A 16,297-nucleotide genomic window follows, 5' to 3' on the forward strand; every position below is an offset into this window, starting at 1 on the left:
GGGCTTCGGCTACGGAACGCCATTCCTGTTATGCTTCGCCGTCTGTTATCGCCGCATTCTTTGGTTGGTGCAGGCGGCAGTAGTCGGAACCGGTCAGGGGGCGATTGCGGCAGGGCTGCCCGGCTTTGGTCATGCCCTGACAGCGCGTAATGGGCGCTATCTCCATCCGTACGGCTGCTTCCTGCTGAGCCAGCCGCTCCTCCAATTCGCTTAGAGCCGCCATCGTTTGCGCCAGATTGTCATCGACCGGGGCCGCCGGGGCCGCTTCTGCCTGCTGCACCATCTCCATCAGCGCCGCGAATTCCTCATGAAAACCGGTGATAATGGCGTCCGGGTCGGGGATCAACCCCGCATCCGTGGCGACGCCCAACGTTACCTTGCCATCGTAGCTCATGATGCTCACCCCCAATCCCAACCGCCCCGATTGCGGAACCCAGAACATCATGTTGTCCACGGCGGCTCCCGCCAGATAGAGCGTCATACGCGGACCGGGCACATTGGTCATCACGGCGGTGGCTTTGGACCCAAATAAAGCCACAATCTGGTCCGCAATTTGCTGCGGCGACATGCCCAACAGGTTGAGAATGCCAAACGTGATCACCGCTTCCGGTGAATCCTTGATCGCGTCCATGCGCTTTTTTAGCGTCAGCAGGCGGTCGTGCGGGTCTTCAATGCCCACGGGTAGGGGGAGGAAGACCAGGGCAAACTCATTTCCCAATTCCAGCGCCCGCTCCATTGGGCGCAAATTGACGGGGACGGCGGCGCGGAAAGTAACGCTGTCGACAGGGTCGCCGCGCCGAATCATGTAGCGGCGTAGTCCGCCCGTCATGGCCGTAAGCAGGACGTCGTTGACTTTGGCGTCCATGACTTTGCCAATGGCCTTTACATCCCGGAGAGGAACGGTGGCGGACCAGGCGGCGCGTTTTTGCACGCCCAGGTCCCCTTTGAACATCGTGGGCGGATCGGGGGGCATGAGCAGCAGTCTGCCCAGGGTGGCCGCCCCTTTGACTGCTTTGCCGGTTAGTTCCAGAGCGTGATCGGGGTTGAGCATCGCTTCCACGCTTTCGCTCCACACAGAATTGACCATTTTTTGTGAGTTTTTCCAGGCCGACAGGGTGGGATTCAACAAGGTGGCCAGGGGATTCCACGGTTTTTCCTCTTTCGCTTTGTCCGGCGGGGGCTTCAAGGGCATGTCTGGGTGGAAGTCCATCATGGAGAGCATGACGGCTACCAGGGCCGTGCCATCGCCAATCGTGTGGTGAATGCGACCGAGGAGGGCGCAGCCATTGCCCACGTTTTCTACCAGGTGGAATTGCCAGAGGGGGCGGGAGAAGTCGAGGCCGGTGCTCATGAAGTTACCGATTAGCTCTTGCAAGGTGGCCTGGTTGCCGGGCGCGGGTAGGGCAATGCGCTGGAGGTGGTAGTCCAGGCTAAAGTGGGGATCGCGCTCCCATTTGGGTAACTGAAAGGGGATGCGGCTTTTGGCGACGCGCATCTGAAAGCGGCTGAGGGGGAGGAGGCGGTATTCGAGGGTCTGGCGCAGGCGGGCGAAGTCCACGGGGCGATCCAGCAGGAGGATGCCGGTGATCATCATCAGGTTGGTGGGGTCTTCCATTTGCAGCCAGGCGGCGTCCACGTTGGAAAAGGGGATGGTTTGGGGCATGAGATTCTCCGAGTTGGCGATTGTCAGTCGGTGGTTGGCGGGTCTTGTGTCTTGTCGGCGGATTGGTTGCGGCGGGCGGCGCGGGCTTTGTCTTGTTCGATGGCGATGTTGGCGACGGTGGTGATAAAGGCGGCGAGGATGCCGAGGCCGACGATGATGTAGAAGATGGTGAAGATTTTGCCGGCATTTGTCTGCGGCGCAAAATCTCCATACCCCACCGTCGTCAGCGTAATCACGCTGAAGTACAACGAATCCAGCAGTGACCACCCTTCAAAACGGCGGTAGAAAAACATCCCCGAGGCCAGCGTCGCCAGGACAACTACCAGCAAGATGCGTAGTTCCGGGTTCCGCGCCATCTGCTGGATGACGCGGGTAAACCGTCCTACGACGATAAAGAGGACGATGACCATGACGAGAAAGCCGATGAGGGAGATGTCCATGTTTTTGACCGTGTGGTGGATGAGGGGCAAAATGCCGGCAGCGTCACAAAATACCGCTCCATTGTACCCAATTTTTAGCAAAGCGTGTCCCCTTCAGCCGCCGCGCCTGACACACCTTTTGAAAATGCGCTATAATGCGAATGCCGGCATTCGTTACAACGAAACCAACCACGCACCACCGCGTGAAAATTAATCAAACAGAGGTATACCATGAGCTACACTGACATTTTTCATGCCCGCACCCCCTTCCCCGGCAGCGACAACCAGGTGTACTATCGCCTGTCAAAATTGAGCGAAGAAGGCATCGGCCACATTGACCGCCTTCCCTACGCCATCAAAGTCCTGCTCGAAGCCCTCCTGCGCCACTGCGACGACTACATCGTCACCCCCGACCATGTGCGCCAACTGGCCCAATGGAACCCCAAAGCCGTTGGTCAGCATGAAATCCCCTTCAAACCCGGCCGCGTCATCCTGCAAGACTTCACCGGCGTCCCCGCCGTCGTAGACCTGGCCGCGCTCCGCTCCGCCATGTCCCGCATGGGCGGCGATCCCGCGAAAATCAATCCCCAGGTTCCCGTAGACCTGGTCATTGACCACTCCGTACAAGTGGACACCTTCGGCTCTGCCGCCGCCCTCTTCATCAACGCCGAAAAAGAGTTTGAGCGCAACCGGGAGCGGTACGAATTCCTCAAATGGGGCCAAAACGCCTTCGCCAACTTCGAAGTCGTACCCCCCGCCAGCGGCATCGTGCATCAAGTCAACCTGGAATACCTGGCGCAAGTCGTCATGTCCAGCCCGGATGGTGACGAAGAGGTGCTGTACCCCGACAGTCTCGTCGGGACCGACTCGCACACGACCATGGTCAACGGCCTCGGCGTCCTCGGTTGGGGCGTGGGCGGCATCGAAGCGGAAGCCGCCATGCTGGGCCAGCCCATCTACATGCTCACGCCTGAGGTGATCGGCTTCAAACTCACGGGCCGCCTGCCCGAAGGCGCCACGGCCACCGACCTGGTGCTGGTGGTGACGCAAATGCTGCGCCAGAAAGGCGTTGTCGGCAAATTCGTGGAGTTTTATGGTCCCGGCATCCGCAACATGAGCCTGCCGGACCGCGCCACCATCGCCAACATGGCCCCCGAATATGGCGCGACCATGGGCTTCTTTCCCGTGGACGAAGAGGCACTCAACTATCTCCGCCGCACCGGACGTTCGGAGGAGTTGATCGCTCGCGTGGCCGCCTACACCAAAGCGCAGGGGCTTTTCTACACAGGGGACGCGCCCGAAGCGGAATACACCGACACGCTGACCCTGGACATGGGCACGGTTGAACCCAGCCTGGCCGGTCCCGTGCGCCCGCAGGACCGCATCCGCCTCGCGGATATGCAGCAGACGTTTCAGCAGGCGCTGCGCGCGCCTGTGAAGGAGCGTGGGTACGCGCTGGGCGAGGCGGACATGGACCGCACCGGCGTGGTACGCAACGGGCATGTGACGAAAATCGGGCATGGGGCCGTGGTCATTGCCGCGATCACAAGCTGCACGAATACGTCTAACCCCAGCGTGATGTTGGGTGCCGGCATTTTGGCGCGCAAAGCCGTGGAAAAAGGGCTGGAAGTCAAACCATACGTGAAAACCAGCCTCGCGCCCGGCTCCAAAGTCGTCAACGACTACCTGCAAGCGGCCGGCCTCATCCCCTACCTGGAAGACCTGGGGTTCAACATCGTCGGCTACGGCTGCACCACCTGCATCGGCAACTCCGGCCCGCTGCCGGAGGAAGTTTCCGCCGCCGTGCGCGATGGCGACATCGTGGCTGCCGCCGTTCTCAGCGGCAACCGTAACTTCGCGGGCCGCATCCATGCCCAGGTGCGCGCCAACTATCTGGCCTCTCCGCCGCTGGTGGTCGCCTACGCACTTGCCGGCACGGTGGACATTGATTTGACCAACGATCCCATCGGCGTGGGCAAAGATGGCGCGCCCGTCTACCTGCGCGACATCTGGCCCAGCAACGCCGAAATTCAAGAGGCGCTGGCGCACTCACTCACCGCCGAAATGTTTAACAAAGAGTATGGCAACATCTACACTGGCAACGCAACCTGGAACACCATCCCCACGGCGGGCGGGGACATCTACAACTGGGACCCAAACTCGACCTACATCCAGGAACCACCGTTTTTCATCGGCCTCAGCCCTGATCCGCGCCCGATAGCCAACATCGAGGGCGCGCGTGTGCTGGTCAAGGTGGGCGATTCCGTGACGACGGACCACATCTCTCCCGCCGGAGCCATCTCCCGCACCAGTCCCGCCGGCGAATACCTGCTAAATCATCAGGTGGAACCGGCCATGTTCAACTCCTACGGCTCCCGCCGGGGCAATGACCGTGTGATGACGCGCGGCACATTCGCCAACATCCGCCTGCGTAACCAGATGGCTCCCGGCACGGAAGGCGGCTGGACCACCTACCTGCCCACCGGCGAGCAAATGAGCATCTACGAAGCCGCCGTCAAGTATCAGGCGGATGGGACACCGCTGGCGGTGCTGGCGGGGAATGATTATGGTATGGGCAGCTCCCGCGACTGGGCCGCCAAAGGGACGCTCCTCCTGGGCGCGCGTATGGTCATCGCCCAGAGCTATGAGCGCATCCACCGCAGTAATCTGGTGGGCATGGGCGTGCTGCCCTTGCAGTTCAAGCCCGGAGAATCGCCGCAGTCGTTGGGGTTGGATGGCTCGGAAGTTTTCGCCACCGTCGATCTCAATGATGACCTGCAACCGCTGCAAGACGTGACCGTACGCGCGGAAAAGGCGGACGGCTCCGTGGTGACTTTCCAGACGACCTGCCGCATTGATACGCCCGTGGAAGTGGACTACTACCGCAACGGCGGCATTTTGCACACGGTCCTGCGCAATATGCTGAAGTAAACGACCTAAAAACCCGGTTTTTTGAAAAAACCGGGTTTTTCGCAAGCCCCAAAAGAGGCCCGATGACAACATCGGGCCTTTTTGCTGCCGCCAACGCAACCCGCCCCCGGTGGTAGCGTATAGAAATTGTGGGTGTGCCTTGCCCAATCAGCATCCAAGAGAAAGCGAATGGGCTGGCACGACCAACCACCAACCACTGACCACCAATCACTGACCACTATTCCCAAAGGAGGTCCTCATGTCTCGCAAATGGCTGCTGGTCGTCACTGTCATAGGCGTGTTTTTCACGTTGGGCGCGGCGCAGTCATCTAAATGGTATGACGCCAGCCGTTTTGATGTGGACGCGGTTGTCCAGTCGGACGGCTCGCTGCTGGTGACGGAAACGGTCGTGTTTAACTTCCACGGCGATCCTTTCACCTATGTCTTCCGCGAACTCCCCACGGACCACACGGATGGCATTACGGGGCTGGCCGCCACGCTGGACGGGCGACCGTTGCCGCTGGGGGACCAGCCAGGTCAGGTGGAAATCAGCGGGCGGAATCCGGTACGGGTGACGTGGCATTTTGAGCCAACGAGTGATACCAGCCGCACGTTTGTCCTCACGTACACCATGCTGGGTTTGGTGCGGCAAGAGGGGGAGCAGGACGCGGTGATCTGGCAGCCGCTGCCGGATAGTTATGAGTATGGCATTGGCTCCAGCACGGTGCACGTCCACTATCCGTCGCGCGCCGCGTTGATTGGACAGCCAGGGTTGATGATGGGAAATGCCGGCATCAACGCCACCCCCGGCCTCGTCACCTTCACACAACAGAACCTGGCCCCCAACACCCCCCTGGTCATTGACCTGCGCTTCCCCGGCGGCAGCCTGGTCAGCAACCCACCCGCCTGGCAGGGGCAGCGAGCCGCACGGCAAGCCACCGCCCCCTACTGGATCGCCGCATCCCTGACCCTCCTTTTCGTGGGCATTGCCGCCATCGTCACCCTCAGCGCCAATCATCGCCAACCCACGCCGCGCGCCGACGCTCTGCTCTACGAACCCCCTTCGCCGTTGCCACCCGCCCTGGTCAACGTCATCGTCAACTTGGGCGCGAAACCGACCTGGGATGCGGCCCTGGCCGCCATCTTCCAACTGGCGCGGCGCGGCGTGCTGACAATCGAAGAGGAATCACAACGGAAATGGTACCGTTCGCGCGATTTCGTGATCAATCTGGTACAAGAACCCACCGACCTGCTGCCGCACGAGCAGCAGTTGTTGGCCCTGATCTTCATGGACAGAAAAGGGCTACAGCGTAGCGTGATGTTGTCTGACTTGAGCCAGCGCGTTTCCTCACGGCGTTGGGAGGTATTCAGCGACACGCTTTATGGGGAGGTGGAGGCCGCCGGCTTTCTGGAGGCGTCGCGGCAGCAGGCGCGGCGGCGCTGGCTGGCGACGGGATTTATCCTCATCCTGGTTGGTCTGGTTCTGGTCGTCCCCGCCATTCTGCTGCTTTATGACAACTACGGTCTGTGGCCTTTGCTTTTTGCCGGCAGCGTCGTCATCGTGGGTTTCGTGGCGCTGATCATTGTCGGCACAATCTATCCGCTTAGCCGACAGGGTCTGGCGCTGGCCGCCCAGTGGCGCGGCTTCGGCGACTACCTCAAGCGCGTCGTTCGCGACAAGGCCGGCCCCACTCGCGGCGACATCTTCGATCACTATTTACCCTATGCCGCCAGTTTTGGCATCCTCGCCAGTTGGGCGCGCTACTTCCAGAAAAAAGGGTGGACCAAACTACCCCCCTGGTTCCACGCCCTCACCACCGTGCCGAATGATGGCATGGCCGCCTTCGTTGCCATGGCTGCTGCCAGTTCCGCTTCTGGCGGCAGTGCCGCGGGCGCGGCGGGGGGCGCGGCAGCGGCAGGGGCCGCTGGCGGCGGGGCCAGCGGCGCGGGTTGACCGGTTTACCTGTATGGTAAAGCGTGCGTAACTACTCACGCTTTTTGGAGATTGGACCGATTTCACGCGCGCCATGGCCATTTTCACCAGAGAGAATTGGTCCAATCTGGCTTAGCCGTTGCAAGCGTGCTATACTATGTTAGTGGCCTGGATTTAGGCCCACAATGTACTACTTACCCGTTGCCTGAGCTTTTAGTCCGTTGCCTGAGCCTGTCGCAGGCAATATGGGCTTCGACAAGCTCAACCCACAAGCGGGTTAGCAGCTACCCCGCAATTTTGCTTTGAATAAGTCAGGTGGTTGCCCGACCATTTCTGGTCGGGCACTTTTTTGCAACAGAGAGGCTCTTACTTTTGGGATGGGTCGCCTGTTGGCAGACTTGAGGGGTCTGACCCGCGAGGGTCAGATCAGACCGCTGATTCATCACCATTCGTAGGAGTATTTCCGTGACAACTGAATTTTCATCTTTTGGCCTGCACCCGGAACTGGTGCAGGCGGTAGCCGATCGTGGCTACGAATCCCCTACCCCTATCCAGGCGGGTGTCATTCCCATCATGCTGGCCGGCCAGGACGTAATCGGTCAGGCACAGACGGGCACGGGCAAGACCGCCGCCTTCGCGCTCCCGATTCTGCATAATCTAACGGCCGGGTTAGGGCAAGTGCAAAGCCTGGTGCTGGCTCCCACGCGGGAACTGGCGATGCAGGTGGCCAATGCTATGTTTGCCTATGGCCGTGGACGAAATGTGCGCGTGCTGGCCGTGTATGGTGGTCAGCCATATGGTCGGCAGGTGCGCCGTTTGCGTAGCGGCGTGGATGTGGTGGTGAGTACGCCGGGACGGTTGCTGGACCTGATGCGTCAACACGAGGTGGACTTGCGCCAGGTGCGCACGGTGGTGCTGGACGAAGCGGATGAGATGTTGAGTATGGGTTTCATTGAGGATATTGAGACGATCCTGAATGAGACGCCCGACTTACGGCAAACGGCGCTGTTTTCGGCGACAATGCCGGCAGAAATCCGCCGCCTCGCCGATCGTTACATGCGAAATCCCCACTCTGTGACCATTGAGCGACAGCAGCGCACCGTGGCCGCCATAGAGCAGCGCTATTACCTGGTGAATGAGGATGACAAGCTGGCCGCCCTCTCACGCCTGTTTGAAATGGAAACGATCACGCGGGCTATTGTTTTTGTGCGCACACGTGCCGGCACGGGTACGCTGGCAAACGAGCTGGTCTCCCGGGGCTTTTCCGCGGAAGCGTTGAACGGGGACTTGAGCCAGGATGCGCGGGAGCAGGTGCTGAACCGTTTCCGCCAGGACCAGTTGACGGTGTTGGTTGCTACGGACGTGGCGGCGCGTGGGTTGGACATCGACGATGTTTCTCATGTGTTCAATTATGATTTACCGCTGGACCCGGAGCTGTTTGTACACCGGATTGGGCGCACGGGGCGTGCCGGCAAAACCGGCACAGCCATCTCCCTCGTCACCCCAAACGAACGCCGCCGCCTGCAGCGTATCGAATCCTACACACGCCAAAAGATGACCCTCACTACCCTGCCTACCGTGGCCGAAATTCAGGCACATCGTGAGTCCCAACTGCTGCGGCAGATGCGTGTTTGGTTGCAGCGCGACCGCTGTCGTCGTGAGCGAGAAATCGTCACCGAATTGAGCGCCGAGGGGTACGATCCGCTAGAAATCGCCGCCGCCGCCTTGAAAGTGGCGCGCGCGGAAGAAAAGCAGCGCCCCATCCCGCCGGTCAGCGAGGTGCATCTGACCCAGGTCACCAATCGCCGCGAAAGCGGGCCACGCCGTGGCGCGAAGGTTCGCCAGGAAGGGCGCGTTTCGCACGAAGCGGGCATGGTGCGCCTCACGTTGGGCCGGGGCAAAGCGCATGGCCTGCGTCCCAACGATGTGGTAGGGATGATCGCGTATCATGCCAATATTCCGGGACGCGCTATTGGCAAAATCTCCATCAAGGAGCAGCATACGTTGGTGGATGTGCCCCAGGAGTTCGTGGCGCAGATTTTGGATAAGGCGGGCAGCTATCGCGTGCATAAGCAATCCGTGACAATTGAGCGCGCCTGATTTCTGGAGTTCTCATGATAGTTGTGACGGAAACCATCAGCCTGGAAGACGGAGAAATCCAACTGGATTTTGTGCGTGCTTCCGGGCCTGGTGGGCAAAATGTGAATAAGGTGGCGACGGCGGTGCAGCTTCGTTTTGATGTGGTGAATTCGCCATCGCTGCCGGCATCCGTGCGCGCGCGTCTCCTGGAAAATGCCGGCAGCCGCCTCACCAACGACGGCATCCTGATCATCGAAGCCCGCCGCTTTCGTACCCAGGAGCAAAACCGCGCCGACGCCATCCAACGCCTGATCGCCCTCATCCGCGCCGCCAGCCGTCCACCCAAAGAGCGACGCAAAACCAAGCCCACCGCCGCCGCCCGTGAACGCCGCCTCCGCGCCAAGCGCCGCCGCGGCCAGATCAAGCAAGAGCGGCGGCGCGCGGCCTACGAGCGAGAATAGCGACTATTCACCCCCCCTTCCCGGAAGCTATCACGAAAGGCTTTCTTACCGGAAAACGAGCTTCCAGGAAGCTCTGAACATCTGCTGTCCGCATGGAGAATTTAATGACAACGACCTCAGAAACGGTAGAGCCATTGGCCGCTGCTGAACAAGCGGCCCTCTCTCTGCCAGAAGTGAAAATCGGCGACCTGCCTGGCCATTGGCTGGCCGCCATCCACCACGCGGGCTGGCAAGAACTGATGCCCGTACAATCCCGCGCTATTCCCTACATCATGGCCGGGCAAGACCTCATGGTGCAGTCGCGCACGGGTAGCGGGAAAACGGGCGCGTTCGTGCTGCCCCTGCTGGAAAAAATCAATCCCTTGCAGAACGCCTGCCAGGTACTCATCCTCGTGCCCACCCGCGAACTGGCTTTGCAAGTCACGCGCGACGCGCAAACGCTCCTGGCCGACCGTGGTATCCGCATTGCCGCCGTCTATGGCGGCGTGCGTTATGGTCCGCAACTTGACGCCCTGCGCGCCGGCGCGCACCTCGTCGTGGGCACGGCGGGGCGCGTGTTGGACCATCTGCTGCGCGGCTCCCTCTCTCTGGAGTCGCTGCGCCTCCTCATTTTCGACGAGGCGGACCGCATGTTGTCCATGGGCTTTTACCCGGACATGAAGCAGATCAGGCGGCACATGCCGGCCCACCGCGTGGAAAGCCACATGTTTTCCGCCACGTTTCCCCCATTCGTCGTCCGGCTGTCTAAGGAGTTCCTGCGCGACCCGCTCATGCTCAGCCTCAGCCAGGACCAGGTCCATGTCGCGGAAACGGAACACGTTTTTTACACCGTGCCGGGGATGGACAAGGATCGCTCCCTGGTGCGCCTGATCGAGGCGGAAAATCCCACATCGGCCATCATTTTTTGCAATACTAAAGCGAAAGTGCATTATGTGGCCGTTGTATTGCAACGATTTGGCTACAATGCGGGCGAATTGAGCGCCGACTTGAGCCAGCACGAGCGAGAGCAGGTGATGCAGCGCGTGCGCCAGGGAACGCTACGCTTCCTGGTGGCCACGGATGTGGCTGCGCGCGGTATCGACATCCCTGATTTGTCTCACGTTATCCAGTATGAGCCGCCGGAGGACCCGGAGAGTTATATCCACCGTGCGGGGCGCACGGGGCGCGCCGGGGCCAGTGGGGAGGCGATCACGCTGGTGGATGTGGTGGAGAAGCTGAAGCTGCGGCAAATTGCGAAGACGTACCAGATTGATTTGCAGGAGCGCCCCTTGCCCACGGACGAGGATGTGCAGCAGATCGTGGCGCAGCGCGCGACGGCTTTGTTGGAAGCGCGGCTGCGGGAACGGGATAAGTTGCAGACTGAACGAATGCAGCGTTTTGTGCCGTTGATGCCGGCATTAGCCCAAGACGAGCAAATGCAGCAGTTAATGGCGATGCTCCTGGACGATTATTACCACAGCGCCGTACACACCGCGGCCACGCCCCCGGCCGCCGAAGAAAATCGGCCGCCGCCGCGTCCGAAGCGCAGCAGAAGCAACAGACGCCGCTAACCCCGGTGCGACGCAGATGGCCACGCGTCGCACCCGCCTCCGCCACTCGCCCTTAGCCCCTACTCGCCTCTCAGTCAGACAATGGTATCATTGTAGCCGCCAGAGTTGTTGACGTTTGCCTGAGCGCGTGACTGTTTGTTGCGCCATCACGAGTAAAAAGCATGTACGACTACATCATCGTTGGGGCTGGTTCGGCTGGCTGCGTGCTGGCGAATCGTCTTTCCGCCAATCAGGAGCGGACGGTGCTGCTGCTGGAGGCGGGGCAGTCCGACAAGAGGACGGAAGTGCGCGTGCCGGTGGCCTTTTCCAAGTTATTCAAGACGGAATTGGATTGGAATTATGTGACGGAGCCGCAACCGCATCTGGATCGGCGGCAACTGTATTGGCCGCGGGGCAAGATGTTGGGCGGCAGCAGTTCCATGAACGCGATGATTTACATTCGCGGGCATCGGCAGGATTACGACGATTGGGCGGCGGCGGGGAATCGGGGGTGGCGCTATGCGGAGGTGCTGCCTTATTTCAAGCGGGCGCAGCATCAGGAGCGGGGAGCGTCGGCGTATCATGGAACAGGCGGCCCATTGAATGTGGCCGATTTGCGCGATCCGAATCCGTTGTCGCAGGCGTTTGTTTATGCCGGCATTGAATCCGGCCTCCCCGCCAACAACGACTTCAACGGCGCGCACCAGGAAGGCGTCGGCTACTACCAGGTCACGCAAAAACGGGGCGCGCGCCACAGTGCCGCCGACGCCTACCTCCAGCCCATCCGCCACCGCCCCAACCTCACCATCCTCACCCAGGCCCACGCGACCCGCATCCTTTTCGAGGGAGACGCCGCCGTTGGTGTCGAATATCTGCATCAGGGCAGCAAACAGGAAGCCCGCGCCAGCGCCGAAGTCATCCTCTGCGGCGGCGCCATCAACTCGCCCCAACTTCTCCTACTTTCCGGCATCGGTCCCGCCGACCAACTGCGCGCCCTGGGCATTCCCGTGCGGGTCGATCTCCCCGGCGTGGGGCAAAACTTGCAGGACCACCCCGCCCTGGCCGTTACCTATGCCTGCACGCAGCCCGTGTCCCTCTCCACGGCGGAGAGCGCGGGCAACCTGGCCCGTTATTTTCTCCTGCGTAAGGGGCAGCTCACCTCCAACGTTGCCGAAGCGGGTGCCTTTATCCCCACCCGCGCCGGTGAGGAGCGGCCTGATTTGCAGTTTCACTTCGCGCCCGTTTATTTCATCGACAATGGCTTTGTTGTCCCCGCCGGCCACGGCTTCACCATTGGCGTGACGCTGGTGCGTCCGCAAAGTCGCGGCTACCTGGCTTTGCGTAGCGCCGATCCGCTGCAAGCGCCGCTGCTGCAGCCGAACTACTGCGCTACCGACGCGGACTGGCGGACTTTGCTAGATGGCATCAAGCTGGCGCGCCGCGTCGTGCGGACCGCGCCGTTTGCACCTTTTCGCGGCGCGGAGATCACGCCGGGCGCGGCGGTGCAAGATGATGCACGGCTGCGGGCTTTTGTGCGTACCGCCATGCAAACGCTTTACCATCCTGTGGGGACGTGCAAGATGGGGAATGATCCGCTGGCGGTGGTTGATGACCAACTTCGGGTGTGTGGGGTGCGTCGTTTGCGCGTGGCGGATGCCGGCATTATGCCCACGATCATCAACGGCAACACCAACGCCCCCACCATCATGATTGCCGAAAAAGCCGCCGACCTGATTCGCGGGGCCGTCATTCCCGCTTTTGCCCAGACCCATACTCAACCCGCGTAGCGATGGATAAAAATCATCAGGGTTGCGCGGATTGTCGTTTTATCTGCGTCCCATTTTTGACAAGGGTGAGTTAGAAACTTGCCCTACAAGGTATGAAGGAGAGACTATGAGTGATGAATCACAGCAGTGCCAGGGTATTACTCGTGCCGGCACGCAATGCAAAAACAACGCCCGTCCCCATTCCAGCTATTGCCACATCCACCAGACCCTGGATGCGGCAGCCGACCCCAAACCCGCTACCCCTGAACAGGAAGCCTTCCGTCAACTGGTGCAGGAACTGAACCAGGTCGCGGCAGAAGTGCAGGCCCTGGTTGAAGGGTACACCCCGCCCCCCTTCACCCCTCAGGGCATGCTCGCCTTGCTCAAAGAAAATCTACACCGCTTTACCCCCGAAGCGCGGCTGCAAATCGTGCGCGAACTGCAACAGAGCTTCGAAGGCGCATCTCCCCGCGACCTGTTGGACCTGGATACGTGGAAGGGAATGTGGTTCCTGCTCAACTACTCCGTGCAAAACCAGACGGAACCCTTGCGCGAATCGGTGCGGCAGCAACTCATGCGCCTGCCCGGCGCGGCTACGTTTGCCGATTTGCAGCAAATGTTTGAGGGGGCGACGCCCAAAGACTTGCTGGACATCGACACCTGGAAAGGGATGTGGTTCCTTGTGAACTATTCGCTGCAAAACCAGGCGCAGCAGGTCAAACGCCGCCTGCTAGGGCAAGAAGAGGAAGATAATGATTAATGGGTGGTAACTATTCACGTCTCCGAGAGATTGGACCAATTTTGTAGACATCAATAAGATTCAACCAGAGCAAATTGGTCCAATCTGGGCAGATGACCTGTATAGTCACAATGGGTGAATGGTTGCATGGTTAATAGGGGATGGGTTTGTGCCGAATTAACTATCGACGACCAGCGCTCAACTGTCAACTAAGGAACGGAAATCAAATAAGACAGCGAAGTTGTTTCCTTACCGTTCCTGCAAACTGACGATGCCATTCCGTACTTTATTTCATCGTCAGTCCTAACCACTATCCACTACCCCAGGAGTATGTCACATGGCTTTGATTCCCAGTCTCTTGCTGAAACAGCTTTACACGTTTGGCAGCCTCAAGAATGTTGAAGGCGGCGTGCAATTTTCGATTAAGAACCGTCTCAGCGACGCTTATTTGACCGAGGTGGGCCAGGTTTTGATTGATGGGGTGGAAGTGCCAATGCCGGCAATCGCCATCAGACTCAACCACGATCAAACCATCAACCCCGCCGACGTCTCCGCCCGCAATCCCGTCAGCTTCCCCTTGCGCGAAACCCTGGACATCCTGGCGAACGTCGATCACCTGCCCAACGGCAAACACAAACTGGAGATACGCTTCAAAACCACGCCCTTCGGCAAACTCAAACTGGAAGTCGAGGACGCCATCTCCGCCGATGACGAACACCTGCTGCGCATTCCGCGCGACCGCGCCGATGACTACGGCGCCGACATCATCAAAAAGCGGCAGGAATTCGTACAGCAATTCACCGGCGCCCGATTGAATCATGTCGCGCAGTTCACCTTCGACCCGCAAGCCACCAAAGGCAACATCGAAAACCTCACGGGCGTGGCTCAGGTTCCGTTGGGATTCGCCGGACCACTGCACATTGACGGCGAAAACGCTAAAGGGGAGTTTCTCATTCCTCTGGCCACTACGGAAGGCACACTCGTCGCCTCCTACAATCGCGGCATCAAGCTCCTCAACCTCAGCGGCGGCGTCAGATGCACCGTCGTCGGCGACGCCATGCAGCGCGCGCCCGTTTTTGTCTTTGAAGATGCCCGCCAGGGACGCGAGTTCGCCCGGTGGGTCCAGGAAAACCTCCAGACCATCCGCCGCGAAGCGGAATCCACGTCTAGCGTCGCCAAACTCCAATACATTGACACCTACCTGGCGAACAAGTTCGTTTATTTGCGCTTCAACTACTACACGGGCGATGCCGCCGGGCAAAACATGGTGGGGCGGGCCACCTTCGCCGCCTGTAGTTGGGTGCTGGACAATTATCCTGGCGTAAAGCACTTCTACCTGGAATCCAACTTCGCCACGGATAAGAAAGCCTCGCAGATCAACATCATGCGCACGCGCGGCAAGCGCGTCACCGCCGAAGCCGTGGTCAAGCGGGACGTTCTCATTCAGAACATGCGTGTGGAGCCGGAAGGGCTGGCCTACCATTATGGCGTCGCCAACATCGGGGCCATTCTCTCCGGGGCCAACAACAACGGCCTGCACTCGGCCAACGCCATCACCGCCATGTTCATCGCCACGGGGCAGGATGTCGCCAATGTGTCCGAATCGTCCGCGGGCGTGCTTTATACCGAACTGACCCCTGAGCGCGACCTGTACATTTCCATCACTATTCCCTCGCTGATTGTCGCAACCTACGGCGGCGGCACGAGCCTGGCGACGCAGCGGGAATGCCTGGAACTACTGGGTTGCTATGGCAAGGGGAAGGTAAACAAGCTGGCGGAGATCGTTGCCGGCGCGGTGCTGGCGGGCGAGCTTTCCCTGGCGGCGGCTATTTCCTCGTCGGACTGGGTTTCCAGCCACGAGCAATACGGGCGCAATCGCTAACAGGCTGGCCGAGAAGTCCGTCCGCTATTCTGTAGGACGCGGATTAGCACGGGAAAACGCGGATTCAGGCTCTTTCGGTGGCAAAATCCGCAAGATCTGCGTCCCCTCTTTCTTTCTGGACCCTGGCGTTTTTGGAGTGGAGGCTTCAGCCGGCCCAAGTTGACCCGGCTAAAGCCTCGACTCCAATCACCCTATGTGTATTTCGCCAGAATCGAGTTTCTTTTTCCGACAAGCTGCCAGAACCGGGCACTTCTCATTGCAGTTCATGCCAGGAACGCCGTTCCTCAAGGGAATGGCGTTCCTCACGTACTGATAGGGGGTTGAAAAGGAAAGCGGTGAACCTGTTGCATGTCTCCTGGCTCACCGCCCATGAGAGCCACGTTATCCACCGTAATCTCCCAATCGATTGGCTTCTGTAGGAACCAGCGTAGCGCCGGAGCCAGCTTTTCATGGTCCAGGTCCCCTTGCGCCAACGTAATGTGGGGTAGCCAGCGGTCGGCTTCGTAGTAGCGGACAGGGTTGATGGCGGCGGCGGCGAAGCTGGGGCGCAGCACCCCATGCAGCGCCATGAGCGCGACGGATCGTACCACGGGAATGTACAGCACCAGATGCGGGTGTGTGAACAGGCCCAGCCCCGTAGCGCGCGCGGCAAAGGGGGAGGCTTGTTGCGCGATCACGTGCAGGGGGGCTTGCATTTGGTTGACGTCAATGTGTTCGGCGACGTAATAGGAGATATGCGGGATGGGGACCAGTTGCAGCAAGGCGGTGACGCCAAACTGCTCTTTGAGTACCCGCCAGATGGCGCGGACGCGGGCTTCGTGTTGTTTATCCAGAAGTGAGACGAGACCTTCCATGATTCTCCTGTCGGGCTTCGGGGGATTATGTTGATTTTGATGGTGTGGTATTTTAGTGAGTG

The 16,297-nt window shown here is 60.1% G+C and carries 11 protein-coding genes; 8 read left to right on the forward strand and 3 right to left on the reverse strand.

Annotation, left to right across the window (positions count from 1 at the left end):
* Positions 1-28: 28 nt before the first annotated feature.
* Positions 29-1,663 carry a wax ester/triacylglycerol synthase family O-acyltransferase gene (locus tag H6650_14870; GenBank protein ID MCB8953286.1) on the reverse strand — a complete coding sequence of 545 codons (1,635 nt, stop codon included), beginning with the start codon at positions 1,661-1,663 and terminating at the stop codon, positions 29-31.
* Between the two features lie 23 nt (positions 1,664-1,686).
* On the reverse strand, positions 1,687-2,019 hold the full coding sequence (locus tag H6650_14875; GenBank protein MCB8953287.1) for a two pore domain potassium channel family protein: 333 nt from the start codon (positions 2,017-2,019) through the stop codon (positions 1,687-1,689).
* 294 nt (positions 2,020-2,313) lie between these two features.
* Here H6650_14875 and acnA point away from each other — a divergent pair, with 294 nt between their 5' ends.
* The 8 genes from acnA (at position 2,314) to H6650_14915 (ending at position 15,381) form a co-directional block, all read left to right on the forward strand.
* On the forward strand, positions 2,314-5,013 hold the full coding sequence (gene acnA / locus H6650_14880) for an aconitate hydratase AcnA (GenBank protein MCB8953288.1): 2,700 nt from the start codon (positions 2,314-2,316) through the stop codon (positions 5,011-5,013).
* Positions 5,014-5,251: 238 nt separating this feature from the next.
* The gene (locus H6650_14885; GenBank protein MCB8953289.1) at positions 5,252-6,946 is read left to right on the forward strand and encodes a DUF2207 domain-containing protein; all 1,695 of its coding nucleotides are present in this window, start codon (positions 5,252-5,254) and stop codon (positions 6,944-6,946) included.
* A 444-nt stretch (positions 6,947-7,390) separates the two neighbouring features.
* Positions 7,391-9,025 (forward strand): DEAD/DEAH box helicase, encoded by a 1,635-nt coding sequence (locus H6650_14890; protein ID MCB8953290.1) that lies wholly within the window; start codon positions 7,391-7,393, stop codon positions 9,023-9,025.
* A gap of 14 nt (positions 9,026-9,039) precedes the next feature.
* Positions 9,040-9,465 carry an aminoacyl-tRNA hydrolase gene (arfB, locus tag H6650_14895; protein MCB8953291.1) on the forward strand — a complete coding sequence of 142 codons (426 nt, stop codon included), beginning with the start codon at positions 9,040-9,042 and terminating at the stop codon, positions 9,463-9,465.
* A gap of 92 nt (positions 9,466-9,557) precedes the next feature.
* Positions 9,558-11,015 carry a DEAD/DEAH box helicase gene (locus tag H6650_14900; protein MCB8953292.1) on the forward strand — a complete coding sequence of 486 codons (1,458 nt, stop codon included), beginning with the start codon at positions 9,558-9,560 and terminating at the stop codon, positions 11,013-11,015.
* Between the two features lie 161 nt (positions 11,016-11,176).
* The gene (locus H6650_14905; protein MCB8953293.1) at positions 11,177-12,781 is read left to right on the forward strand and encodes a choline dehydrogenase; all 1,605 of its coding nucleotides are present in this window, start codon (positions 11,177-11,179) and stop codon (positions 12,779-12,781) included.
* Between the two features lie 106 nt (positions 12,782-12,887).
* A complete protein-coding gene (locus tag H6650_14910; GenBank protein ID MCB8953294.1) occupies positions 12,888-13,520 on the forward strand; it encodes a hypothetical protein in 633 nt (210 codons plus the stop codon).
* Positions 13,521-13,836: 316 nt separating this feature from the next.
* Positions 13,837-15,381 (forward strand): hydroxymethylglutaryl-CoA reductase, encoded by a 1,545-nt coding sequence (locus H6650_14915; protein ID MCB8953295.1) that lies wholly within the window; start codon positions 13,837-13,839, stop codon positions 15,379-15,381.
* A gap of 302 nt (positions 15,382-15,683) precedes the next feature.
* Here H6650_14915 and H6650_14920 read toward each other — a convergent pair whose 3' ends face one another.
* The gene (locus tag H6650_14920) at positions 15,684-16,235 is read right to left on the reverse strand and encodes a 2'-5' RNA ligase family protein (protein ID MCB8953296.1); all 552 of its coding nucleotides are present in this window, start codon (positions 16,233-16,235) and stop codon (positions 15,684-15,686) included.
* Positions 16,236-16,297 lie beyond the last annotated feature (62 nt).

The organism is Ardenticatenales bacterium, assembly GCA_020634515.1.
Lineage (GTDB): Bacteria > Chloroflexota > Anaerolineae > Promineifilales > Promineifilaceae > JAGVTM01.